Raw genomic sequence first — 17264 nt, 5'->3', positions numbered from 1 at the left:
CGAACCTGAGGTCGCCCTCGGCTCACCGTCTCGGATTCGATCAGTCGTCCGGGGGCGGCGCGAGGTGCCGTTCGGGGAAGTTCAGGTGGTTCGGGATGCCGTGCCGACCCTCGTCGATGACGGCAGGCGGATGCCACAGCACTGTGCCCGGGTACGGATGACTCGGGGGAGCGGTGCTGGTGGCCCACTGGCCGGCACGTTCGCCGACGAGCGGATGGTGGACGTCGCACGCCAGCGCGAGGTCGTCGATGTCGGTCAGGCCGCCCGCCGCCCAGTCGTCGACATGGTGGGCCTCGCACCGTGACGCGGGGGCCGAGCATCCCGGCCCGGTGCAGCCGCGGTCGCGGGCGAACAGGGCGAGCCGCTGGTCGGTGCTCGCGCACCGGCGGGCTCGGGCGAAGTGCAGCGTGCTGCCGGTGGCCCCGTCGAAGACGCGGAGGTAGTGGTGCGCCTCGGCCGCCATGCGCACCACGTCTGCCACGGGCATTGTGGATCCGGTGGCGGTGAGCCCGAGACCCGCTGCGGCGGTGAGCTGGTCGAGTGACACCGACACGACCACGTACAGGGGCAGACCACGATGCTGTCCGTGTCGACCCGAGGCCAGCACGTCCTTCAGGAGGTAGGTCAGTGCATCGTGATTGCGCTGGCCGGGGGTGCGGTGGTCCCACTCGGCCTCTCGGTCGTCCGACCCTTCCGCGCTGTCGGCCGGTTGTCCTGCGTCGCCGGACGGGACAGCGTCGGTGGGGGTCGTGTCATCCTTCGGGGGCGGGTCGTCGAGATCGACTGCTGAGGGAGTGCTTTCGGAGTTGTTCGTTCCGGGTGCCGCGAACTTGGCGAGGAACGCGTCGAGCAGGGCGCGCAGCACCGGGTCGACGCAGAAGCGGCCGGTCGACATCGAATCGGGACCCTGGGGGTCGATCTCGAAGAAGCGCTTCCTGGCGCGGTCGCGATCGTCGGGCTCCGCTCCGTCGGGATCGAGGTATTCGGTGAGGCGCGTCGCGATGGCCGTGAGCTCCTCCGGTCCGACCGTGCGCGCAAGGTCGGCGAGAGTCTGCTCGGCGGCGTCGCGCGTCTCGGCATCGACGGCGTGAGGGAGCTTCTTCAGGAACGAGCGGATGATCGAGACGTGTGCGTCGGCCAGCGCGCCGTCCCGCGCTGCCGCGGCCGTATGGGTCAACGGCGGATCGAGCGTCTCACCCGTCATGGTCGTTCCGGTGCCGAGATCGCGTGCCACGGCAAGGCGGGATGCGGCGGCAGCCGTGGTGATGCGCAGCATGTGCGCCAGCGCGTGCGGAACACCGCTCGCGCCGATCGCACCGATCACAGAGTCGAATCCCGAGCCGGCCACCAGGCCGTTGAGCCAGGTGTGTGACGCGCCGGTGAGCAGGCGCCGGGTGTTCTCGGCCCCGCACACCAGCGCCAGTCGGTCCTCGCTGGTGAGCGTCGACGCGTCGAGCATAGCGATGCCCTCGACCGCGGAGCCGAGCTGGGCGAGTAGCGCGCACACGCGGGGATCGTCGACAGGTGCGGCCACAGCAGGCAGCGCGCCGACACGTCGGCCCATCTGCACCTGCCAGGCCGACCCTGGATCCCCCGATTCCATGACCTCAGACTACATGGATTAGAACATATGTTCGATAGTAGATGTCACCGAATGTGGACAGAAGACTGCCCACCGTTCACAGGTGAACGGTGGGCAGTCGTCGTTGTGCTTCGGTGTCAGCGCGAACGGTAGCTGTGCGACATCTGGCGTCCCCGGAAGTCCAGGTCGCGTCCGCCGGACAACAGTGCGACCGCGAGTGCTGCCGCGCCGACGAGTGTCAGTGTGATCATCATGTGTTTCCTCCGATCGTGCTGAGGTCGGTTCCCCTGACCGGCCCCGGCGGGAGCGTGTCCCGCCGTGCTCCATGATTGCCCGCTGCGAGGTGGTTTCCACCGGAATGAGGGGCACCCCACGTGGTGCCGATCGGGGCGACGACGGTCACAACTGAGTGTGACGCGAGGTCACGGCTACTCGCGTAGGCCGTCCGCCAGCTCGAAGACCCGGCCCACGTACCGGGAGACGAAGACGTCGAGCGCGTGGTCGGACAACTCCAGGCACCCCACCCGTCGGAACCAGTGTTCGAGGTCCACCAGCTTGTCGCCGAGGGCCACTCGGTGGTCGTCGAGCGCCCGGAGCTCGTCCGCGACCGCGCGCAGCTCGAGCACCTTGTCGTTCACCGAACTCTGCGTCGCACCCACCTCGTCCATGACTGGAGAGCGTAGCCGTGATCGAACGTATGTTCTAGTCCGGAATCTGGTGCCGGAGCGGTACGGTGACGCCGTGCCGAACCGCTCCCGCCGCCTGCTGCGCGCCTTGGTGACCCTGACCGCCACGACGTCCGTCGCGCTGACCCTCACGGGTGTGGCGCAGGCGCAGGACCGTGATCCGGGCACTCTCGTCGGATCGACGGCGTCACCGGCCCCGGTTCCGGGAAGTGTCGACGCCCGGCGCATCACCTACTGGTCGGTGGGCTCGCAGAACGAGCCGGCCCTGAGTACCGGTGGCGTCTATCTGCCGCCCGGCGAGGCGCCCCAAGGTGGCTGGCCTGTCATCGCGTGGGCCCACGGCACGTCCGGGCTCGGCGACGACTGCGCTCCGTCGGTCGTCGGCCCCACGTTGCCGGACCGCGACTTCCCGTACCTCCAGACGTGGCTGAACCGCGGCTACGCGATCGTCGCCACGGACTACGTGGGTCTCGGTACCCCCGGAGTGATGCCGTACCTGGACGGCAAGGTGCAGGCGCACAGCGTCGTCGACAGTGTCGCTGCTGCAAGGGAACTGGAGCCGACGCTGTCGAATCGATGGGTCGCGATCGGCCAGTCCCAGGGCGGCGGCGCCGCGGTGACGACCGCGCGGTACGCCACCGAGTACGGCGGCGACGGCCTGGACTACCTCGGCGCCGTCGGGACCGGCGTGCCCGCCAACATCGAACTCGTTCTGCTTCCGCTCGGGCCCGGAGTCCCGCCCGTCGCGATTCCGGACGGTCTGACGTCGTACGTCTTCTACATTCTGGCGGGGTTGCGGGCCGCCCATCCCGAGATCGATCTGAACTCGTACCTGACTCCGCTCGGCCGGCAGTGGGTGGACACCGCCGAGACGCAGTGCGCGAACCCGTTCCACGATGCGGTGTCCGGGCTGCGACTCGGCGACATGTTCTCGCGGCCGTTGGCGCAGATCCCGAACGTGTACGGACTGCTGAACGACTACATGGGTGTGCCCACCTCCGGGTACGACCGTCCCGTCTTCATCGGCCAGGGTCTGCGGGACGTCGATGTGCCTGCACCGTCCGCCCTGTCGCTCGCGGCGGCCATGACGGCCAACGGCGAACCGCTGACCTTCCGGACCTACCCGGGCGACCACAGTCAGACGTTCCGTGACTCGCAGCCCGATGCGATCGCGTTCGTCGACCGGCTGTTCGGGCGCTGACACCGGCCGCCCCTGTGTCCTCTCAGCAGCGTCTCAGTCGTCGGGGCGACACTGTTCCCATGCGTGTACTGGTGACCGACGACGATCGTGCCGTCCGAGAATCGCTGCGACGGTCGCTGACGTTCAACGGGTACACCGTGGACCTGGCCACCGACGGTCTCGACGCCCTCGAGAAGGTCGCGGCCGAGCGACCGGACGCGCTGGTCCTCGACGTCATGATGCCCCGGCTCGACGGGCTCGAGGTGTGCCGTCGCCTGCGCAGCACCGGAGACGACCTGCCGATCCTGGTCCTGACGGCTCGTGACTCCGTGTCCGAGCGGGTGGCGGGTCTCGATGCCGGGGCGGACGACTACCTACCCAAACCGTTCGCGCTCGAGGAGCTGCTGGCACGGCTGCGCGCACTCCTGCGACGCACCGGTGGGGAACTGGGTCCCGACAGCGAGGCCATGACGTTCGCCGATCTGTCACTCGACCCCGTCACGCGCGAGGTGCGACGGGGCGAACGGCCCATCAGCCTGACCCGCACCGAGTTCTCGTTGCTCGAGATGCTGCTCGCCAACCCCCGACGAGTGCTCAGTCGGAGCCGCATCCTCGAGGAGGTGTGGGGCTACGACTTCCCGACGTCGGGCAACGCCCTCGAGGTGTACGTCGGGTATCTGCGGCGCAAGACCGAGGCCGACGGCGAGACTCGTCTCATCCACACCGTCCGCGGTGTGGGTTACGTGCTGCGGGAAACGCCTCCGTGATGGTTGCTCCCTTCGGCCGTCGGCGGGGCGAGGTCGGGACCGACAAGGGGCGCGCGGCACAGGACGGACTCATGCGTCCTCCGATGCCCCTCACCCGCTCGGTGTCCCTGCGGTGGCGTGTCACGCTGCTCGCGGCGTCCGTGGTGGCCATCGCGGTCGCCGTCATGGCGATCGCCGCGTACGCGGTGGTGTCCCGCGCGCTGTACGGCGACGTCGACAATCAGCTGCGTACCCGGGCGAGTGCGCTGATCGAGACCAACCTCGTCGCCTTCGATCCCCGGTACGTCGCGGGCGCCACGCTCTACAGCACCGATGTCAGTGTCGCGCTGATCTTTCCGGACCTGACGAAGTACATCCCGCCGGGTTCGATCGTGCCCATCGGTGACCCCGAGATGGACGTCGCGCTGGGACAGTCGACCTCGTCGCTGCGCACCACCTCGGGAGCTCGCGTTCTCGCGGAGCGCACGCAGACCGGAAGCACGCTGGTGATCGCACAGCGGCTCGCGCCCACCGGCCAGGTCCTGGACCGACTGGCCTGGGTGCTGTTCGTCGTGGGCGGCTGTGGCGTCGTCCTCGCGGCGGTGGCCGGCACGGCGGTGGGACGCACCGGTCTGCGACCCATCGGACGGCTGACGGCGGCGGCCGAGCGTGTCGCCCGAACCGACGACCTGACGCCCATTCCGGTGACGGGTAACGACGAACTCGCCCGCCTCACCGACAGTTTCAACACGATGCTGCGGGCGCTCGCCGAGTCGCGGGCGCGGCAGAGTCGACTCGTGGCGGACGCGGGTCACGAACTGCGGACCCCGCTGACGTCGTTGCGCACCAACATGGAACTGCTGATCGCGTCGAGTCGGCCGGGTGCGCCGCGCATCCCGGAGCAGGACATGGCGGAGCTGCGTCTCGACGTGGTGGCGCAGATCGAGGAACTGTCCACGCTTGTCGGCGATCTGGTCGACCTGGCACGTGAGGACGCCCCGGAGAACGTCTTCGAACGTGTCGACATGGCGGATGTCGTCGAACGCAGCCTGGAGCGAGTTCGCAGGCGTCGCAACGAGATCGACTTCGACTCGATGACCACACCGTGGATCCTGTACGGCGACCAGGCAGGTCTGTCCCGCGCCGTCCTCAACGTGCTCGACAACGCGGCCAAGTGGAGTCCGTCGGGCGCCACCGTGCACGTGGCGATGATCGCCCGGCCCGACGGCCTGCTCGAACTCACCGTGTCCGACGCGGGTCCGGGTATCGCGCCCGAGGAACGAGAGCTGGTGTTCGAACGCTTCTACCGGTCCACCGCGTCGCGGTCGATGCCCGGATCGGGACTGGGTCTGGCGATCGTGCGCCAGGTGGTGCTCAAGCACGGCGGAACCATCGCGGTCGAGGACTCGGTCACCGGCGGCACCCTGATTCGAATCGTTCTCCCGGGGGAATCCGCCGGTCCGCAGGATCTGCTGGGAACAGGATCGCAGGACCCACAGGCCACTGACACGATGATCTCAGCGCCCTCTCAGTCCGGCGGAGCATCGTCGATCAGGACGACGTGAGGTGACCGGTGCGAGCCGGTCATGGAGATGGAGCGAAACGCATGAACGAGGACCGCACCACTGGTGACACCGGCCGCGACGGCCGGGACGGCGCATCGGAGCCCACCGCGCAGCAGCCCGCGTACGGAGGACAGACACAGCCCCAGTACACCGGGTGGGACGGTCGACAGTCGGGTCAACACCAGGCCGGTCAACACCAGCAGCCCCACAACCCGTATCAGCAGCCTCATCAGCAGGGACAGAACCCCTACCAGCAGAACCCGTACCAGCAGCCGCAGTACTACGGCGGGACGGCGCCGGCGACCACGTCGCGGAAGCCGGGGCGTGCAGCCCTCGTCGCAGGCGCCATCGCCCTGGCCCTGGTGAGCGGTGGAGTCGGCGGCGCGGTCGGCGCCATCGCCGCGGACGGCGGCAACGGTGGCGTGACCAACGCCCTTAATCAGCCTGTCACGCAGGCGAACCCGGCCGCCAACGCCCCCGACGGTTCGGTGCAGGCCGTGGCCGGCAAGGTGCTCCCCAGCGTGGTCCAGATCCAGGTGGCGGGCCGCACCGCCGAGGGCGAGGGGTCCGGCGTGATCCTCTCCTCCGACGGGCTCATCCTGACGAACAACCACGTCGTGTCCGGCGCGGGTGCGAACGCCCAGCTGACCGTCTCCTTCAACGACGGATCCACGTCGTCGGCGACGGTGGTCGGTGCGGACGCGTCCTCGGACATCGCGGTGATCAAGGCGCAGGGTCGCAGCAACCTGACGCCCATCGAGCTCGGCACCTCGGACGGTCTGCAGGTGGGTCAGGGTGTCGTGGCGGTCGGTTCGCCGCTCGGCCTCGCCGGCACGGTGACCTCCGGAATCATCTCGTCGCTCAACCGCCCGGTCGCGACCAGTGGCGAGTCGACGGACCAGACCACGGTGATCGACGCGATCCAGACCGACGCGGCCATCAACCCCGGCAACTCGGGCGGCGCGCTCGTGGACATGAACGGCAAGCTGGTCGGCGTCAACAGCGCCATCGCGACGTTGGGAGCGGGCGCCAGCTCGTCCGAGTCGCAGAGCGGGTCCATCGGCCTCGGCTTCGCCATCCCGGTCGACCAGGCCCGCCGCATCGCCGACGAGCTGGTACAGACCGGCAAGGCGACGCAGGCGATCATCGGCATCAGCGTCCCGAGCCGCGACGACGCCAACGGAGCCACGGTCATGGCCGTCACCGACGGCGGGCCGGCCGCGCAGGCGGGCATTCCGACCGGTGCAGTGGTCACCAAGGTCGACGACCGCGTCATCGCCAGCGGCGACGCACTCATCGCGGCGGTCCGCTCCCACGCCCCGGGCGACCAGGTCTCGGTGACCTACACACAGGGTGGCAACGAGCAGACCGTGCAGGTCACGCTCGGGACGGCCCCGAGCGGAGGCAACTGATGAAGCGACCCCGGATCGTCCGTGACCGTGGGCACCTCACGCCCATCGTCGGGCACATCGAGTCTCCGTCGGGCCCGGGCATTACGGTGAGCGACATGACTATGGATGCAGCCGTGGCCGGACGTGCGCTCGTCGTGATCGTCGACGACCGCACGGCTCACGGAGATGCCGACTCGACCGGACCTCTGGTCAACGAACTGCTGACCGAGGCGGGCTTCCTCGTCGACGGTGTCGTCGTGGTCAGCAACGACGAGGTGGACGTGCGCAACGCACTGAACACCGCGGTCATCGGCGGCGTCGACCTGGTGGTCTCCGTCGGCGGCACCGGCACGTCGCCGCGCGACGTCACCCCGGACGCGACGGCCGAGGTGCTCGACCGTGAACTCCTCGGTATCAGTGAGGCGCTCCGCTCCTCCGGACTGGCGGCGGGGTCGCTCGACGCCGGCCTGTCCCGCGGGCTCGCCGGAGTGTCCGGCAGCACGCTGGTGGTCAACCTGGCCGGGAGCCGCGCGGCCGTCCGCGACGGAATGGCGACGCTGACGCCCCTCGCCGCCCATGTCATCGGTGAGTTGTCCAGCCTTGACGGCTGACGACCCCCAGAAGAACGACCCCCGAGCCGGCGACGCAACACCCGTCGATCCGGACTTCGAGGACACTGCGAGCCGGGCCCGTGCACGACGGGCCCGGCTCGCTCGTGTGTTCGGCGACGTTCTTCCCGAGTCGACTCGGGACGACGGAACGTCGGGCGAACCACATCGAGGTGATTCGTCCTCGGGCTCGGAGGAGTGGTTGAGGAGCCAGAGGCCTCCGCATTACGACTAGTTTTGTGTGATCCACATCACTGGGAGTTACCACAGTGCGAACCCGGTGTTGCCTGTCTGTTAACCGCGAATTCGCCTGAATCCGGATGACCTCCCCGCGAGTTACCGCAGGGTAGATGTGACTGGTGTGACTGGCAACCCTCGTCGAGCAGTGGTTCCGCTCGGGGCCGAGTTCAATAACGCCCACGTCACGGGCACCCGGGCACCCGGTTAGCACAGTCCGACGACGTTTCGCGCCATTGGAGCTGTGGCGCGTCGTGCGGCCAAAACGCTTGTGACGCACGTTCACACGCACGAAACGTGGACGGCGGTTTTCGGACGCAACGCCGCGAACGTAGGGATTGTCACGGTCCGAATCACCCTCTAAGGTTTCGCTCAGGTTCAACGGTGGATGCTGAATCGATACGAGGACGCGTCCAACTTGTGTTCCTGCACTGCCCGACGCGTAAGCCATGAGCTTGCAGTCGCCGCCTGATACGGTTCGCTCGCAAGCGAACCGCTCGGGAGGACGTCAGAGCCCGACAGCGCACCCGAGGCGAACACGCCGCGGGACGAACATGATGAGGAAGTACATGACCGTAATTCAGAAGCCGCGGCGCAGCCGGGGGCTCAAGTCCATGCGTACCGCAGTGGTCGCCAGTGCCGCAGTCGTCGGCCTGGTCGTCGGTGGCGGCTCGGCATCTGCAGCAGTCGACGATTCGAACTCCGTCGTCGACGGTGGTGGCAACACCATCACGGTCTCGCAGGCCGACACCTTCATCAACAGCGTCTTCCCGCTCGACGGAAGCCCCCTCACCCGTGAGTGGTTCCACAACGGTCGCGCCATCGTCGAGGTCACCGGCCCCGACGCCGCCGACTTCGAGGGTGACATCACCCTCGGCTACCAGTTCGGCTACCCGGCTTCGCTGGGTGGAGAGCTGACCTTCAACTACACGACGCCGCAGCTCTCGGTTGACGCCGACGGCGGAACTCTTTCCGACATCCTGCCGCAGGTCGGCACGTCGGTCACCCTCGAGCCGGGCCCCGGCATCGAGGACGTCGAGGTCGGCACCGGCTCGGCTTCGGGCGAGCGCACCGAGATCCAGATCTCGAACGTGCACGGCACCGCGACCAACATCGCCGGCAACGTCTCGGTTCGCCCGTACGTGAAGGTCGTCTCCAGCAATGGCGACACCGCAGTCACCTACGGCAAGCCGTGGCGCTTCAACTGATCCTGGCCCAGCCAGTATCAGTTGCCTGCTGATCGGTAGTCCGCTGCCACAGCAGATCTGAACACAGACGAAGCCCCATCCGGGTCATCCGGGTGGGGCTTCGTCGTGTTCGTGAAGCGTGACAATGGCGTGCGACAGGGGTCGGTGGCATGTCACGAGCATCCGAAGGTGCACCGCCCCACTGCGTTCCGACGTCCACGCATCCTGTTGAATGGTCGGCATGAACTCCGGTACCGCGACTCGTGTGATGACTGCAGCTTTCGCCCTCACGGCCCTGGTGGGCCTGTCCGCCTGCAGCAGCGGGGATTCCGGGACGTCCGACGACTCGTCCGAGAACGCCACCGCCTGCACCGATTTCGAGACCACGTACGACCAGTTCACCGCCCTCGTCAAGGCCGGCCCGGCCGACACGGACGTCCAGACCTGGACCGACGCGAAGACCGCCGAGATGCAGAAGTTCCAGCCGCTCGCGGACACCGCCACCGGTGACGTCGAGTCCTCGCTCAGCACTCTCATCGGTGCGCTGCCCGCCGACTCGCTCGAACTCACCGAGCCGGACAGCTCGTCCGGTCAGGCGTTCGTCGACAACTCGACGGCCGTGGTCGACGCCTGCTCCGCGGCCGGCACCGCGATCACGCTCGACGAGTTCCCGCTGGTCAAGTTCAACTGATCCCGCTCGTTCGAACAGACGACGAAGGGCTCGTCCTCACCGTGCGGTGAGGACGAGCCCTTCGTCGTGTCTGCGGGTGACTACGTGGTGGTGGTGCCCGGCGTCGTGTTGCCGGTGATGCCGTCCGAGGTGGTCTTGACGCCGTCGGACCGGCCCTCCGCCAGAAGGTCCCGGATCTGGATCAGGATGTCCTGATCGCTCAGAGCCTTCTCCTTCTTCGTCGCGAAGCGGTTCTTCGCGGTGTTCACCGGGAGGATGAGCACGAAGTAGACGACCGCCGCGATGATGACGAAGTTGATCACCGCGGTGATGACGGCCCCGATGTTCACGAATGTCGCGTCGTTGCCGGAGCGGATCAGGAAGCCCCAGCCCAGCTCGTTGCTCGCCCCGATGGACGAGATCAACGGGTTCACGATGTTGGTGGTGAATGCGGTGACGATGGCCGTGAAGGCCGCACCGATGACCACTGCGACCGCGAGGTCGACCACGTTCCCGCGCAGCAGGAAGTCCTTGAAGCCCTTCAACATGCGATCCGCCCCTACTCTCGTCGATCATGGATTGAGCCACGACGAGAGTAACCGACCAGCGCGTCTCGATGGGCGCGCCGAAGCCCGCGACCCGGGACGGTCACCGCAGCAGGACCGTCAGTGCATCGGAGAGCGACGCAGCGGCGACGGCCGACGCGTCGTCCGCGCGCAGGGCGACCAGAACGAGCTGGTCGCGTCGAGACACGCCCGAGCCCGGGGCGGAGACCATCACCACGGTGGCGCTCTCGGCGATCACCCCGGACGGGGACGTGTCGTCCGGCGCCGACCGCACCACGTCGACCACGTCGCCGGCTCGAAGCAGTTGCGCCAGCTCGGGATCGGCGAGGCGGATCGGCACGATGCGGGCGTCACCGGACGGCAGGGTGGCGGACGCCAGCCGAGGCCCCAGCAGTCGGACATCGGTGAGCACCTCGCCGGATCGGACGGGTCCGGCGACAGTCCGTCCCACCGCGTCGTCCACCGACCGCAGCGTTCCGTCCGCGAGCAGGGACGAGTCGACGCGGGTCAGCGTGACGTCGGCGGCCGTGAGTGAGGTGCCGGGAGCGAGGTCGGTGGCGGTCACGACGACTGGGACCTCGGTCCGCGACGGATCGGTTCGATAGACCGAGACGACAGCGAGCCCCACGAGAGCAGCGGCGAGGATGCGTCGAGCGGCAGGTGACCGCAGACGCGGTGGTAGAGGCGGGATGCGGTCGAACAGGCGCGCAGTCAGCGGGTGATCGACCGTGGGAGACATGACGCGACCGTAGAACGCGGGCGACGCAGGACGCGGCCAGGATCGACGGTGCCCGGGGACAGCGGCTCAGCGATCCCCGGGTCGGACGATCAGCTTGCGGCGGCGGGGGTGGAGGTGCTGCTCGACTTCTTCTCACTCGAGGTGGTCGAGGTCGAGGTCGAGTCGGACTTCGTGTCGCTCTTCTTCTCGCTCGAGTTCTTGCTGTCCGAGGAGCTGCCGGAGTCGGAGGAGCCCGACTCGCTGCTGCTGGAGCTGCCTCGGCTGTCGTTGCGGTAGAAGCCGCTGCCCTTGAAGACGATGCCCACGGTGTTGAACAGCTTGCGAAGCTTGCCGGAGCACGCGGGGCAGACCGTCAACGAGTCGTCCGTGAACTTCTGGACGATGTCGAACCGGTTGTCACACTCGGTGCACGCATAAGAGTAGGTAGGCACGTTTCCTCCGCTGTCGGTCCCTGACTGGCACTCTACAGTCGACAGTGCCAGCGTCGGCAATCGAGGCAACGTCCGTGCAGGTGGCGCTATTCCTCAGCCGTGGCTGTCGTGGCCGAGTCGCTGCAGCCCCGACAGCGGCGTCAACACGTGGGTCATCCGCACGTCGTGCGTCTCGGTGGGCAGCGCGTCGACCAGGTCGTCGTCGTACACCACGCCCACCAGCCACGCGTCGGGCCGGACGGCATCCAGTGTGCGGTCGTAGAAGCCGGCGCCTCGGCCGAGGCGACCGCCGCTGCGATCGACGGCGAGTGCGGGTACCAACACGATCGACGCGTCCGCGACGGTCTCGGGAGGAAGCGTCGGGCCGGACGGTTCGCGCAAGCCGTACGCGGCCGCGACGAGCGAGTCGGGTCCGCGGTACTCGGCCCAAGACAGCGGCCCCGGTTCACGCGCGACGGGCAGCAGCACTCGCAGTCCGGCGGCCAGTGCGGAGTCGAGCATGCTCGCATCACCGGGCTCGCTACCCACTGGTACGTAGGCGGCGAGAGTGCCGCCGCCGCGCTCCCGCGCATCGGAGGCCAAAACCGACACGGCGTGAGAGAGTGCCTCTGATGCCCGCTCTCGTGCGTGGACGTCTCGCTGCTTGCGGGCAGTGAGTATGCGTGTCCTCCACTCGAGTTTGTCGTCACTGATCACGGGGGAAACCCCAGTGTCTCGCGAAGGACGATTCGCGGTCTACATGGATAGGGTGTGCGCATGAGCTCAGCAAACAGTGAGTCCGTGGCCGGTGGCAAGAAGCCGTCGTTCCGTACGGCCGTCGTACCCGCTGCAGGCATGGGAACACGTTTCCTCCCCGCCACGAAAACGGTACCGAAAGAGCTACTGCCGGTGGTCGATACGCCCGGAATCGAGCTCGTCGCCGGAGAAGCTGCCGATTCCGGCGCGCAGCGCCTCGTCATCGTCACCTCGCCCGGCAAGGACGGTGTGGTCGCCCACTTCGTCGAGGATCTGGTGCTGGAGAACAAGCTCGAGGCGAGCGGCAAGCTCGAGATGCTCGAGAAGGTCCGTGTCGCGCCCGGTCTTCTCGACGTCCAGTCGGTGATCCAGGCGGAGCCATTGGGTCTCGGACATGCCGTCGCGTGCGCCGAGGAGGTGCTCGACGACGACGAGGACGCGATCGCAGTGCTGCTCCCGGACGACCTGGTGATGCCGCGGGGTGTGCTCGACGTGATGTCGCGGGTGCGTGCCAAGCGCGGCGGAACCGTGTTGTGCGCCATCGAGGTTCCCGAGGACGCGGTGTCCGCGTACGGAGTGTTCGACACCGAGATCGTGCCCGACGCAGTGAACCCCAACGTGCTCAAGGTCAACGGCATGGTGGAGAAGCCCAAGAAGGAGGACGCGCCGTCGAACTACGCGGCGGCCGGCCGATACCTTCTGGATCGGGCCATCTTCGATGCGTTGCGACGCATCCAGCCCGGCGCCGGCGGCGAGTTGCAACTCACCGACGCCATCGCTCTCCTCATCGAGGAGGGTCATCCGGTACATGTGGTGGTGCACCGCGGAGTGAGACACGACCTCGGAAATCCCGGGGGTTACCTCCGCGCTGCGGTTGACTTCGCACTGGAACGCGAAGATTACGGTCCGGCACTGCGCGAGTGGCTCCAGGAGCGCTTGAGCGACAGCTGGGCACCGGAGCTCACGACCTACGAGTGACGCCCGGTCGACACGGATGACGGAAGGTGCGGATGCGCTCGGTTGAGGAGCAGCAGTCGAGAGTGACGGCTGCAGCGGTTGCCCCCCGGCCGGTGCGAGTCGCCATCTCCGAGGCGCAGGGTCTGCTCTGCGCGGAGGAAGTGGTGACCGAGCGCCCGCTGCCCGGATTCGATCAGGCGGCCATCGACGGCTATGCGGTCCGCAGTGTGGACATCGCTGCCGCGGGGTCGGCCACCGACGACGACGGCGCACCCGTCGACATCTCGCTGCCCGTGGTGGGCGAGGTCGCGGCGGGGTCGCGTCAGCCCATCCGTCTGCAGCCGCGGCAGGCGGTGCGCGTCGACACGGGTGCACCGCTGCCCACCCTCGCGGACGCCGTTCTGCCCGTGGATCGAGCGAAGTTCGCGCGCGGCCGCATCGAGGTGCTCGCACCCGTGCGTTCCGGAGAGTACGTGCGCCGCATCGGCGACGACGTGCAGCCCGGCGACGTCGCCGTGCGGTCCGGGACCATCATCGGCGCAGCGCAGGTCGGGCTCCTCGCAGCCGTGGGCCGCGACAAGGTCCTGGTGCATCCCCGTCCCCGCCTCTCGGTCATCTCGATCGGCGGCGAACTCGTCGACATCGAACGCACACCGGGCCAGGGCCAGGTGTACGACGTGAACAGCTACGCCCTCGCTGCCGCGGCGCGGGACGCGGGCGCGGACGTCAACCGCATCGGCATCGTCAGCGGTGACGCGAAGCGGCTGCGCGAGGTGGTGGAAGGGCAGCTCATCCGCTCCGAGATCGTCGTCATCGCCGGAGCCGTCGGCGGCAGCGCGTCCGAGGAGATCCGCGAGGCGCTCGAGGACTTCGGCGACATCGAGGTCGGCCGCGTGGCCATGCACCCCGGATCGGTGCAGGGCTTCGGCCAGCTCGGTCGCGACGAGGTACCCACCTTCCTGTTGCCGTCCAACCCGGTGAGTGCGCTCGTCGTCTTCGAGGTGATGGTGCGGCCGCTCGTGCGCATCGCGCTCGGTCGACGCCAGCCCATGCGCCGCATCGTCACCGCCCGCACCGTCGGACCCATCACGTCCATCGCCGGGCGCCGCGCCTACCTGCGCGGCCAGCTCATGCGGGACGAGGGCACGGGAGAGTACCTCGTGCAGGCACTCGGCGGTGCTCCCGGCAGCTCGTCGCACCTGCTGGCGACGCTGGCGGAGGCCAACTGCCTGGTCATGGTCGACCCCGAGGTGACCGAGGTGCGGACCGGCGAAGAGGTCGACGTCGCATTCCTCGCGCAGCGCGGCTGACGCTCCGTCCTCTTCGCTAAGGTTTCGAAGTATGCCGCGATCGTGGTCGAGCCATCCCGGATGGCCGGCGAAGCTGGGACCTCTCGTGGTTCCCGCGGGCGAGGTGACGGTCCGACCGGTGCGTCTGCGTGATGCCGCGGTGTGGTCGCGGACCCGCATCGACAACCGCGCGCACCTCGAACCGTGGGAGCCCACCGGTGAGGCGCCGTGGGACATGCGGCACGCGATGTCGTCGTGGCCGCCCCTGTTCTCGAGCCTCAAGGCCGAGGCCAGGCGCGGGATGATGCTGCCCTTCGCCATCGAACTGAACGGCACCTTCGTCGGGCAGCTGACTGTCGGCAACATCGTTCGCGGAGCCCTTCGATCGGCGTGGATCGGCTACTGGGTGGCCAAGGACGTCGGCGGGCAGGGGGTCGCCACGGCAGCACTCGCACTCGGCGTCGACCACTGCTTCTCGTCGGCCGGGCTGCACCGGCTCGAAGCCACCGTGCGGCCGGAAAACGCTGCCAGTCAAGCGGTTCTGCGCAACGTCGGGTTCCGCCAGGAGGGCCTGCTGCAGAGGTACCTCGACGTGGACGGTGCGTGGCGCGACCACATCCTCGTCGCCATGACGGTGGGGGAGACGCCCGGGACGGTGGCGGACGTGCTGGTGCGCAGTGGTCGGGCGGCGTGGGCTCGGTAGTTGCCTCGAGGTTCCCGTAGGGGTTCCGTGTTCCCGCGCGTGCTGCAGTGTCCGCGGGAACACGCAAGCACTACGGGAAGGTCCGGCCTGTGACTGGAGTGACATGAGTGCACTCGTGTTCGGCGCGTCGTCGTCGGCGGTTCACCGCGCCCCACTACGCTGACGTGCAAGCTCACATGAATGTGATTCACGTCAGGAGGTGGTGGGTGTGCCCAATTCGGTGATCTGGATCGGCCTCGTCGCCATCTGGCTGTTCGTGCTCGTGCCGATGGTGGTCACATCGCGCCCGCGTATCCGCCGCACCACCGACGTCGCGCTCGCGACACGGGTCCTGCACCGGGGCGGAGCGCGGCTCCGCGTCGATCCCGGTCCCGCGGCAGGGCACCGCAGCGACCCCGACTGGCGCCCGTCCGACGACGACCTGCACTCGACCGACTCGCTTTCGGAGGATCCGATGGAGACCCAGCACGGCCACGAGAGCGACGAGCACGTCGACGAGTACTTCTCGGAGGACTTCGTGCCGCAGCGACGCGGCCGCGGCGGCTTCGATCCCGAGGCCGACGCCATCGCCCGCGCCGCCCGCTACGCGTTCCGTCAGCGCACGGTGCTCGGCTCCGTGTTCGTCATCGCGATGTCTGCAGCGCTGGGATTCCTTGCGAGCCCGATCTTCTGGTGGGTCTTCGCCGTCACCATCGTCGGGCTGTCGTCCTACCTGTTCTACCTCCGCCGCCAGGTGCGCATCGAGGAGGACATCCGTCGTCGTCGTATGCAGCGTCTGCAGCGCTCGCGCCTCGGTGTCGAGTCCAGCACCGACCCGGAGCTCAAGCTCACTCCCGAGCGCCTGCGTCGTCCTGGCGCCGTGGTGCTCGAGGTGGACGACGAGGACCCGGCGTTCGACCATCTCGAGCACTACGACGAGCGCGTCGGCGACTCCCACCTCGACGTCCGCATGCGCCGCGCAGCGGGGGAGTGACCGGATTTCTGGCAGTCCCGCGGGGCTGCTAGAGTTCGAGACGATCCTGGTTCGCCGGGTCAGGGGCTGTGGCGCAGTTGGTAGCGCGTCTCGTTCGCATCGAGAAGGTCAGGGGTTCGATTCCCCTCAGCTCCACCACGTTCGACTCTCGTCACAGCGCATCGCGGAACTCGTCCAGGAACGGCGACGGCGTCTCCCGTCGGCTCCGCCAGGACCGCACCAGCCACATCTCGACGAGCTCGGGCCGTACGTGGCCCAGTCTCGCCCACTCGTCGAGCACCTCGCAGTAGTCGAGGTAGCGCCGCACGGTCATGGCCGACACCGAGGGATTGTCCACCCACCCCAGGTGCACGAGTTCCGACAGCGCCTGCTGGTCGAGGAGTTGCGGGCGGTGCAGCATGGTCTCCGACCCGATCGCCCACACGTACAGGGACATCGGAACGCGCCCGAATCCCGTGGCCCTCGGCCAGCCCGACCAGTCCCGGTGCGGACCGACGTCGATGAGCGCCGGCGCGCGGCGGCACTCGTCCAGTGCCTGCCGAACACCGTGCAGCCGACGGTCGCCGGCCGGCTCCTCGAGGTCCCGCGCATCGGGGAAGCGGCGAGCGCGGTCTCGGTCTCGATGACCGACGAGCCATGCGGCGCAGTGGTAGACGGTGGTCAGATCGCACCCGCTCCCGATGGTCTGCAGATCGCCGCGCCGCAGGAACCCGGTGCCGGTCTCGACGACATCTCCGTCCAGACCTCGGGCGCGGACCCGCACCGGGATGCGCGCGCTCGTGAGCCGACTGTTCCACCAGTCGAGGTCGATCTCCGCGAGATCACCCAGCACGTCGTACTCGTACGAACGGGTGCTGCACCACGCGAGGCACGCTTCGGGGAGCGCCGGCGTCGTCGTCATGTCGGCGATGGTGGCAGGTCCCACCGACAGCCTCGGTCGGGTTTGCAAAGTGTCTGTAAAGACTGCCCGCAGCCGTGCCTCATATGGCGCCGGTCACACCTAGTGTTCGTTCGGTGCA

The 17264-nt window shown here is 68.3% G+C and carries 18 protein-coding genes and 1 tRNA gene; 12 read left to right on the top strand and 7 right to left on the bottom strand.

The window, feature by feature from the left end:
- Positions 1–40: 40 nt before the first annotated feature.
- Both HQ312_RS08340 and HQ312_RS08335 read right to left on the bottom strand, forming a co-directional pair.
- Positions 41–1603, bottom strand: coding sequence for an HNH endonuclease signature motif containing protein (locus HQ312_RS08340; protein WP_222638312.1), 1563 nt, complete (start codon positions 1601–1603; stop codon positions 41–43).
- A gap of 407 nt (positions 1604–2010) precedes the next feature.
- Positions 2011–2250 (bottom strand): hypothetical protein, encoded by a 240-nt coding sequence (locus HQ312_RS08335; protein WP_027504121.1) that lies wholly within the window; start codon positions 2248–2250, stop codon positions 2011–2013.
- Positions 2251–2323: 73 nt separating this feature from the next.
- On the opposite strand from HQ312_RS08335, the gene HQ312_RS08330 reads away from it, so the two are divergent.
- The 7 genes from HQ312_RS08330 (at position 2324) to HQ312_RS08300 (ending at position 9873) form a co-directional block, all read left to right on the top strand.
- The gene (locus HQ312_RS08330; protein WP_374198282.1) at positions 2324–3469 is read left to right on the top strand and encodes a lipase family protein; all 1146 of its coding nucleotides are present in this window, start codon (positions 2324–2326) and stop codon (positions 3467–3469) included.
- Between the two features lie 59 nt (positions 3470–3528).
- Positions 3529–4215, top strand: coding sequence for a response regulator transcription factor (locus HQ312_RS08325; RefSeq protein ID WP_027504120.1), 687 nt, complete (start codon positions 3529–3531; stop codon positions 4213–4215).
- Positions 4216–4286: 71 nt separating this feature from the next.
- Positions 4287–5759, top strand: coding sequence for a HAMP domain-containing sensor histidine kinase (locus HQ312_RS08320; RefSeq protein WP_231476140.1), 1473 nt, complete (start codon positions 4287–4289; stop codon positions 5757–5759).
- A gap of 41 nt (positions 5760–5800) precedes the next feature.
- Positions 5801–7171 carry a S1C family serine protease gene (locus HQ312_RS08315; protein WP_222627665.1) on the top strand — a complete coding sequence of 457 codons (1371 nt, stop codon included), beginning with the start codon at positions 5801–5803 and terminating at the stop codon, positions 7169–7171.
- Positions 7172–7266: 95 nt separating this feature from the next.
- Positions 7267–7761 carry a molybdenum cofactor biosynthesis protein B gene (locus HQ312_RS08310; protein WP_197027709.1) on the top strand — a complete coding sequence of 165 codons (495 nt, stop codon included), beginning with the start codon at positions 7267–7269 and terminating at the stop codon, positions 7759–7761.
- A gap of 803 nt (positions 7762–8564) precedes the next feature.
- Complete coding sequence (locus tag HQ312_RS08305) at positions 8565–9203, top strand: MspA family porin (protein ID WP_222638310.1); 639 nt, start codon at positions 8565–8567, stop codon at positions 9201–9203.
- A gap of 247 nt (positions 9204–9450) precedes the next feature.
- On the top strand, positions 9451–9873 hold the full coding sequence (locus tag HQ312_RS08300) for a hypothetical protein (RefSeq protein ID WP_056447534.1): 423 nt from the start codon (positions 9451–9453) through the stop codon (positions 9871–9873).
- 80 nt (positions 9874–9953) lie between these two features.
- Here HQ312_RS08300 and mscL read toward each other — a convergent pair whose 3' ends face one another.
- From mscL to HQ312_RS08280, 4 genes are all read right to left on the bottom strand, one after another.
- Positions 9954–10400 (bottom strand): large-conductance mechanosensitive channel protein MscL, encoded by a 447-nt coding sequence (mscL, locus tag HQ312_RS08295; RefSeq protein WP_037183963.1) that lies wholly within the window; start codon positions 10398–10400, stop codon positions 9954–9956.
- A gap of 100 nt (positions 10401–10500) precedes the next feature.
- On the bottom strand, positions 10501–11157 hold the full coding sequence (locus tag HQ312_RS08290; RefSeq protein WP_222638309.1) for an SAF domain-containing protein: 657 nt from the start codon (positions 11155–11157) through the stop codon (positions 10501–10503).
- A gap of 89 nt (positions 11158–11246) precedes the next feature.
- Complete coding sequence (locus HQ312_RS08285) at positions 11247–11588, bottom strand: FmdB family zinc ribbon protein (RefSeq protein ID WP_222638308.1); 342 nt, start codon at positions 11586–11588, stop codon at positions 11247–11249.
- A 93-nt stretch (positions 11589–11681) separates the two neighbouring features.
- Positions 11682–12281 (bottom strand): 5-formyltetrahydrofolate cyclo-ligase, encoded by a 600-nt coding sequence (locus HQ312_RS08280; protein WP_222638360.1) that lies wholly within the window; start codon positions 12279–12281, stop codon positions 11682–11684.
- Between the two features lie 63 nt (positions 12282–12344).
- Between HQ312_RS08280 and HQ312_RS08275 the strand changes: the two genes are divergently transcribed.
- The 5 genes from HQ312_RS08275 to HQ312_RS08255 all read left to right on the top strand — a co-directional run bounded on the left by HQ312_RS08275 (position 12345) and on the right by HQ312_RS08255 (position 16383).
- Complete coding sequence (locus HQ312_RS08275; protein WP_051612960.1) at positions 12345–13301, top strand: UTP--glucose-1-phosphate uridylyltransferase; 957 nt, start codon at positions 12345–12347, stop codon at positions 13299–13301.
- 32 nt (positions 13302–13333) lie between these two features.
- Positions 13334–14590: a gephyrin-like molybdotransferase Glp gene (gene glp, locus HQ312_RS08270; protein WP_027504112.1), complete on the top strand. Its 1257-nt coding sequence runs from the start codon at positions 13334–13336 to the stop codon at positions 14588–14590.
- Positions 14591–14621: 31 nt separating this feature from the next.
- Positions 14622–15272, top strand: a complete 651-nt coding sequence (locus tag HQ312_RS08265) for a GNAT family N-acetyltransferase (protein ID WP_027504111.1) — start codon at positions 14622–14624, stop codon at positions 15270–15272.
- Between the two features lie 208 nt (positions 15273–15480).
- Positions 15481–16245 (top strand): gephyrin-like molybdotransferase receptor GlpR, encoded by a 765-nt coding sequence (gene glpR, locus HQ312_RS08260; RefSeq protein ID WP_056447538.1) that lies wholly within the window; start codon positions 15481–15483, stop codon positions 16243–16245.
- 62 nt (positions 16246–16307) lie between these two features.
- Positions 16308–16383, top strand: a tRNA-Ala gene (locus HQ312_RS08255).
- A gap of 13 nt (positions 16384–16396) precedes the next feature.
- Here HQ312_RS08255 and HQ312_RS08250 read toward each other — a convergent pair.
- Entirely contained in the window at positions 16397–17146 is a 750-nt protein-coding gene (locus tag HQ312_RS08250) for a hypothetical protein (RefSeq protein WP_222638307.1), read from the bottom strand.
- Positions 17147–17264: the final 118 nt, after the last annotated feature.

Origin of the sequence: Rhodococcus sp. BP-316 (assembly GCF_019836105.1) — a bacterium.
Lineage (GTDB): Bacteria > Actinomycetota > Actinomycetes > Mycobacteriales > Mycobacteriaceae > Rhodococcoides.
The sequence above is the reverse complement of the archived record's forward strand: the minus strand, read 5'-3'. Positions and strand labels throughout refer to the sequence as shown.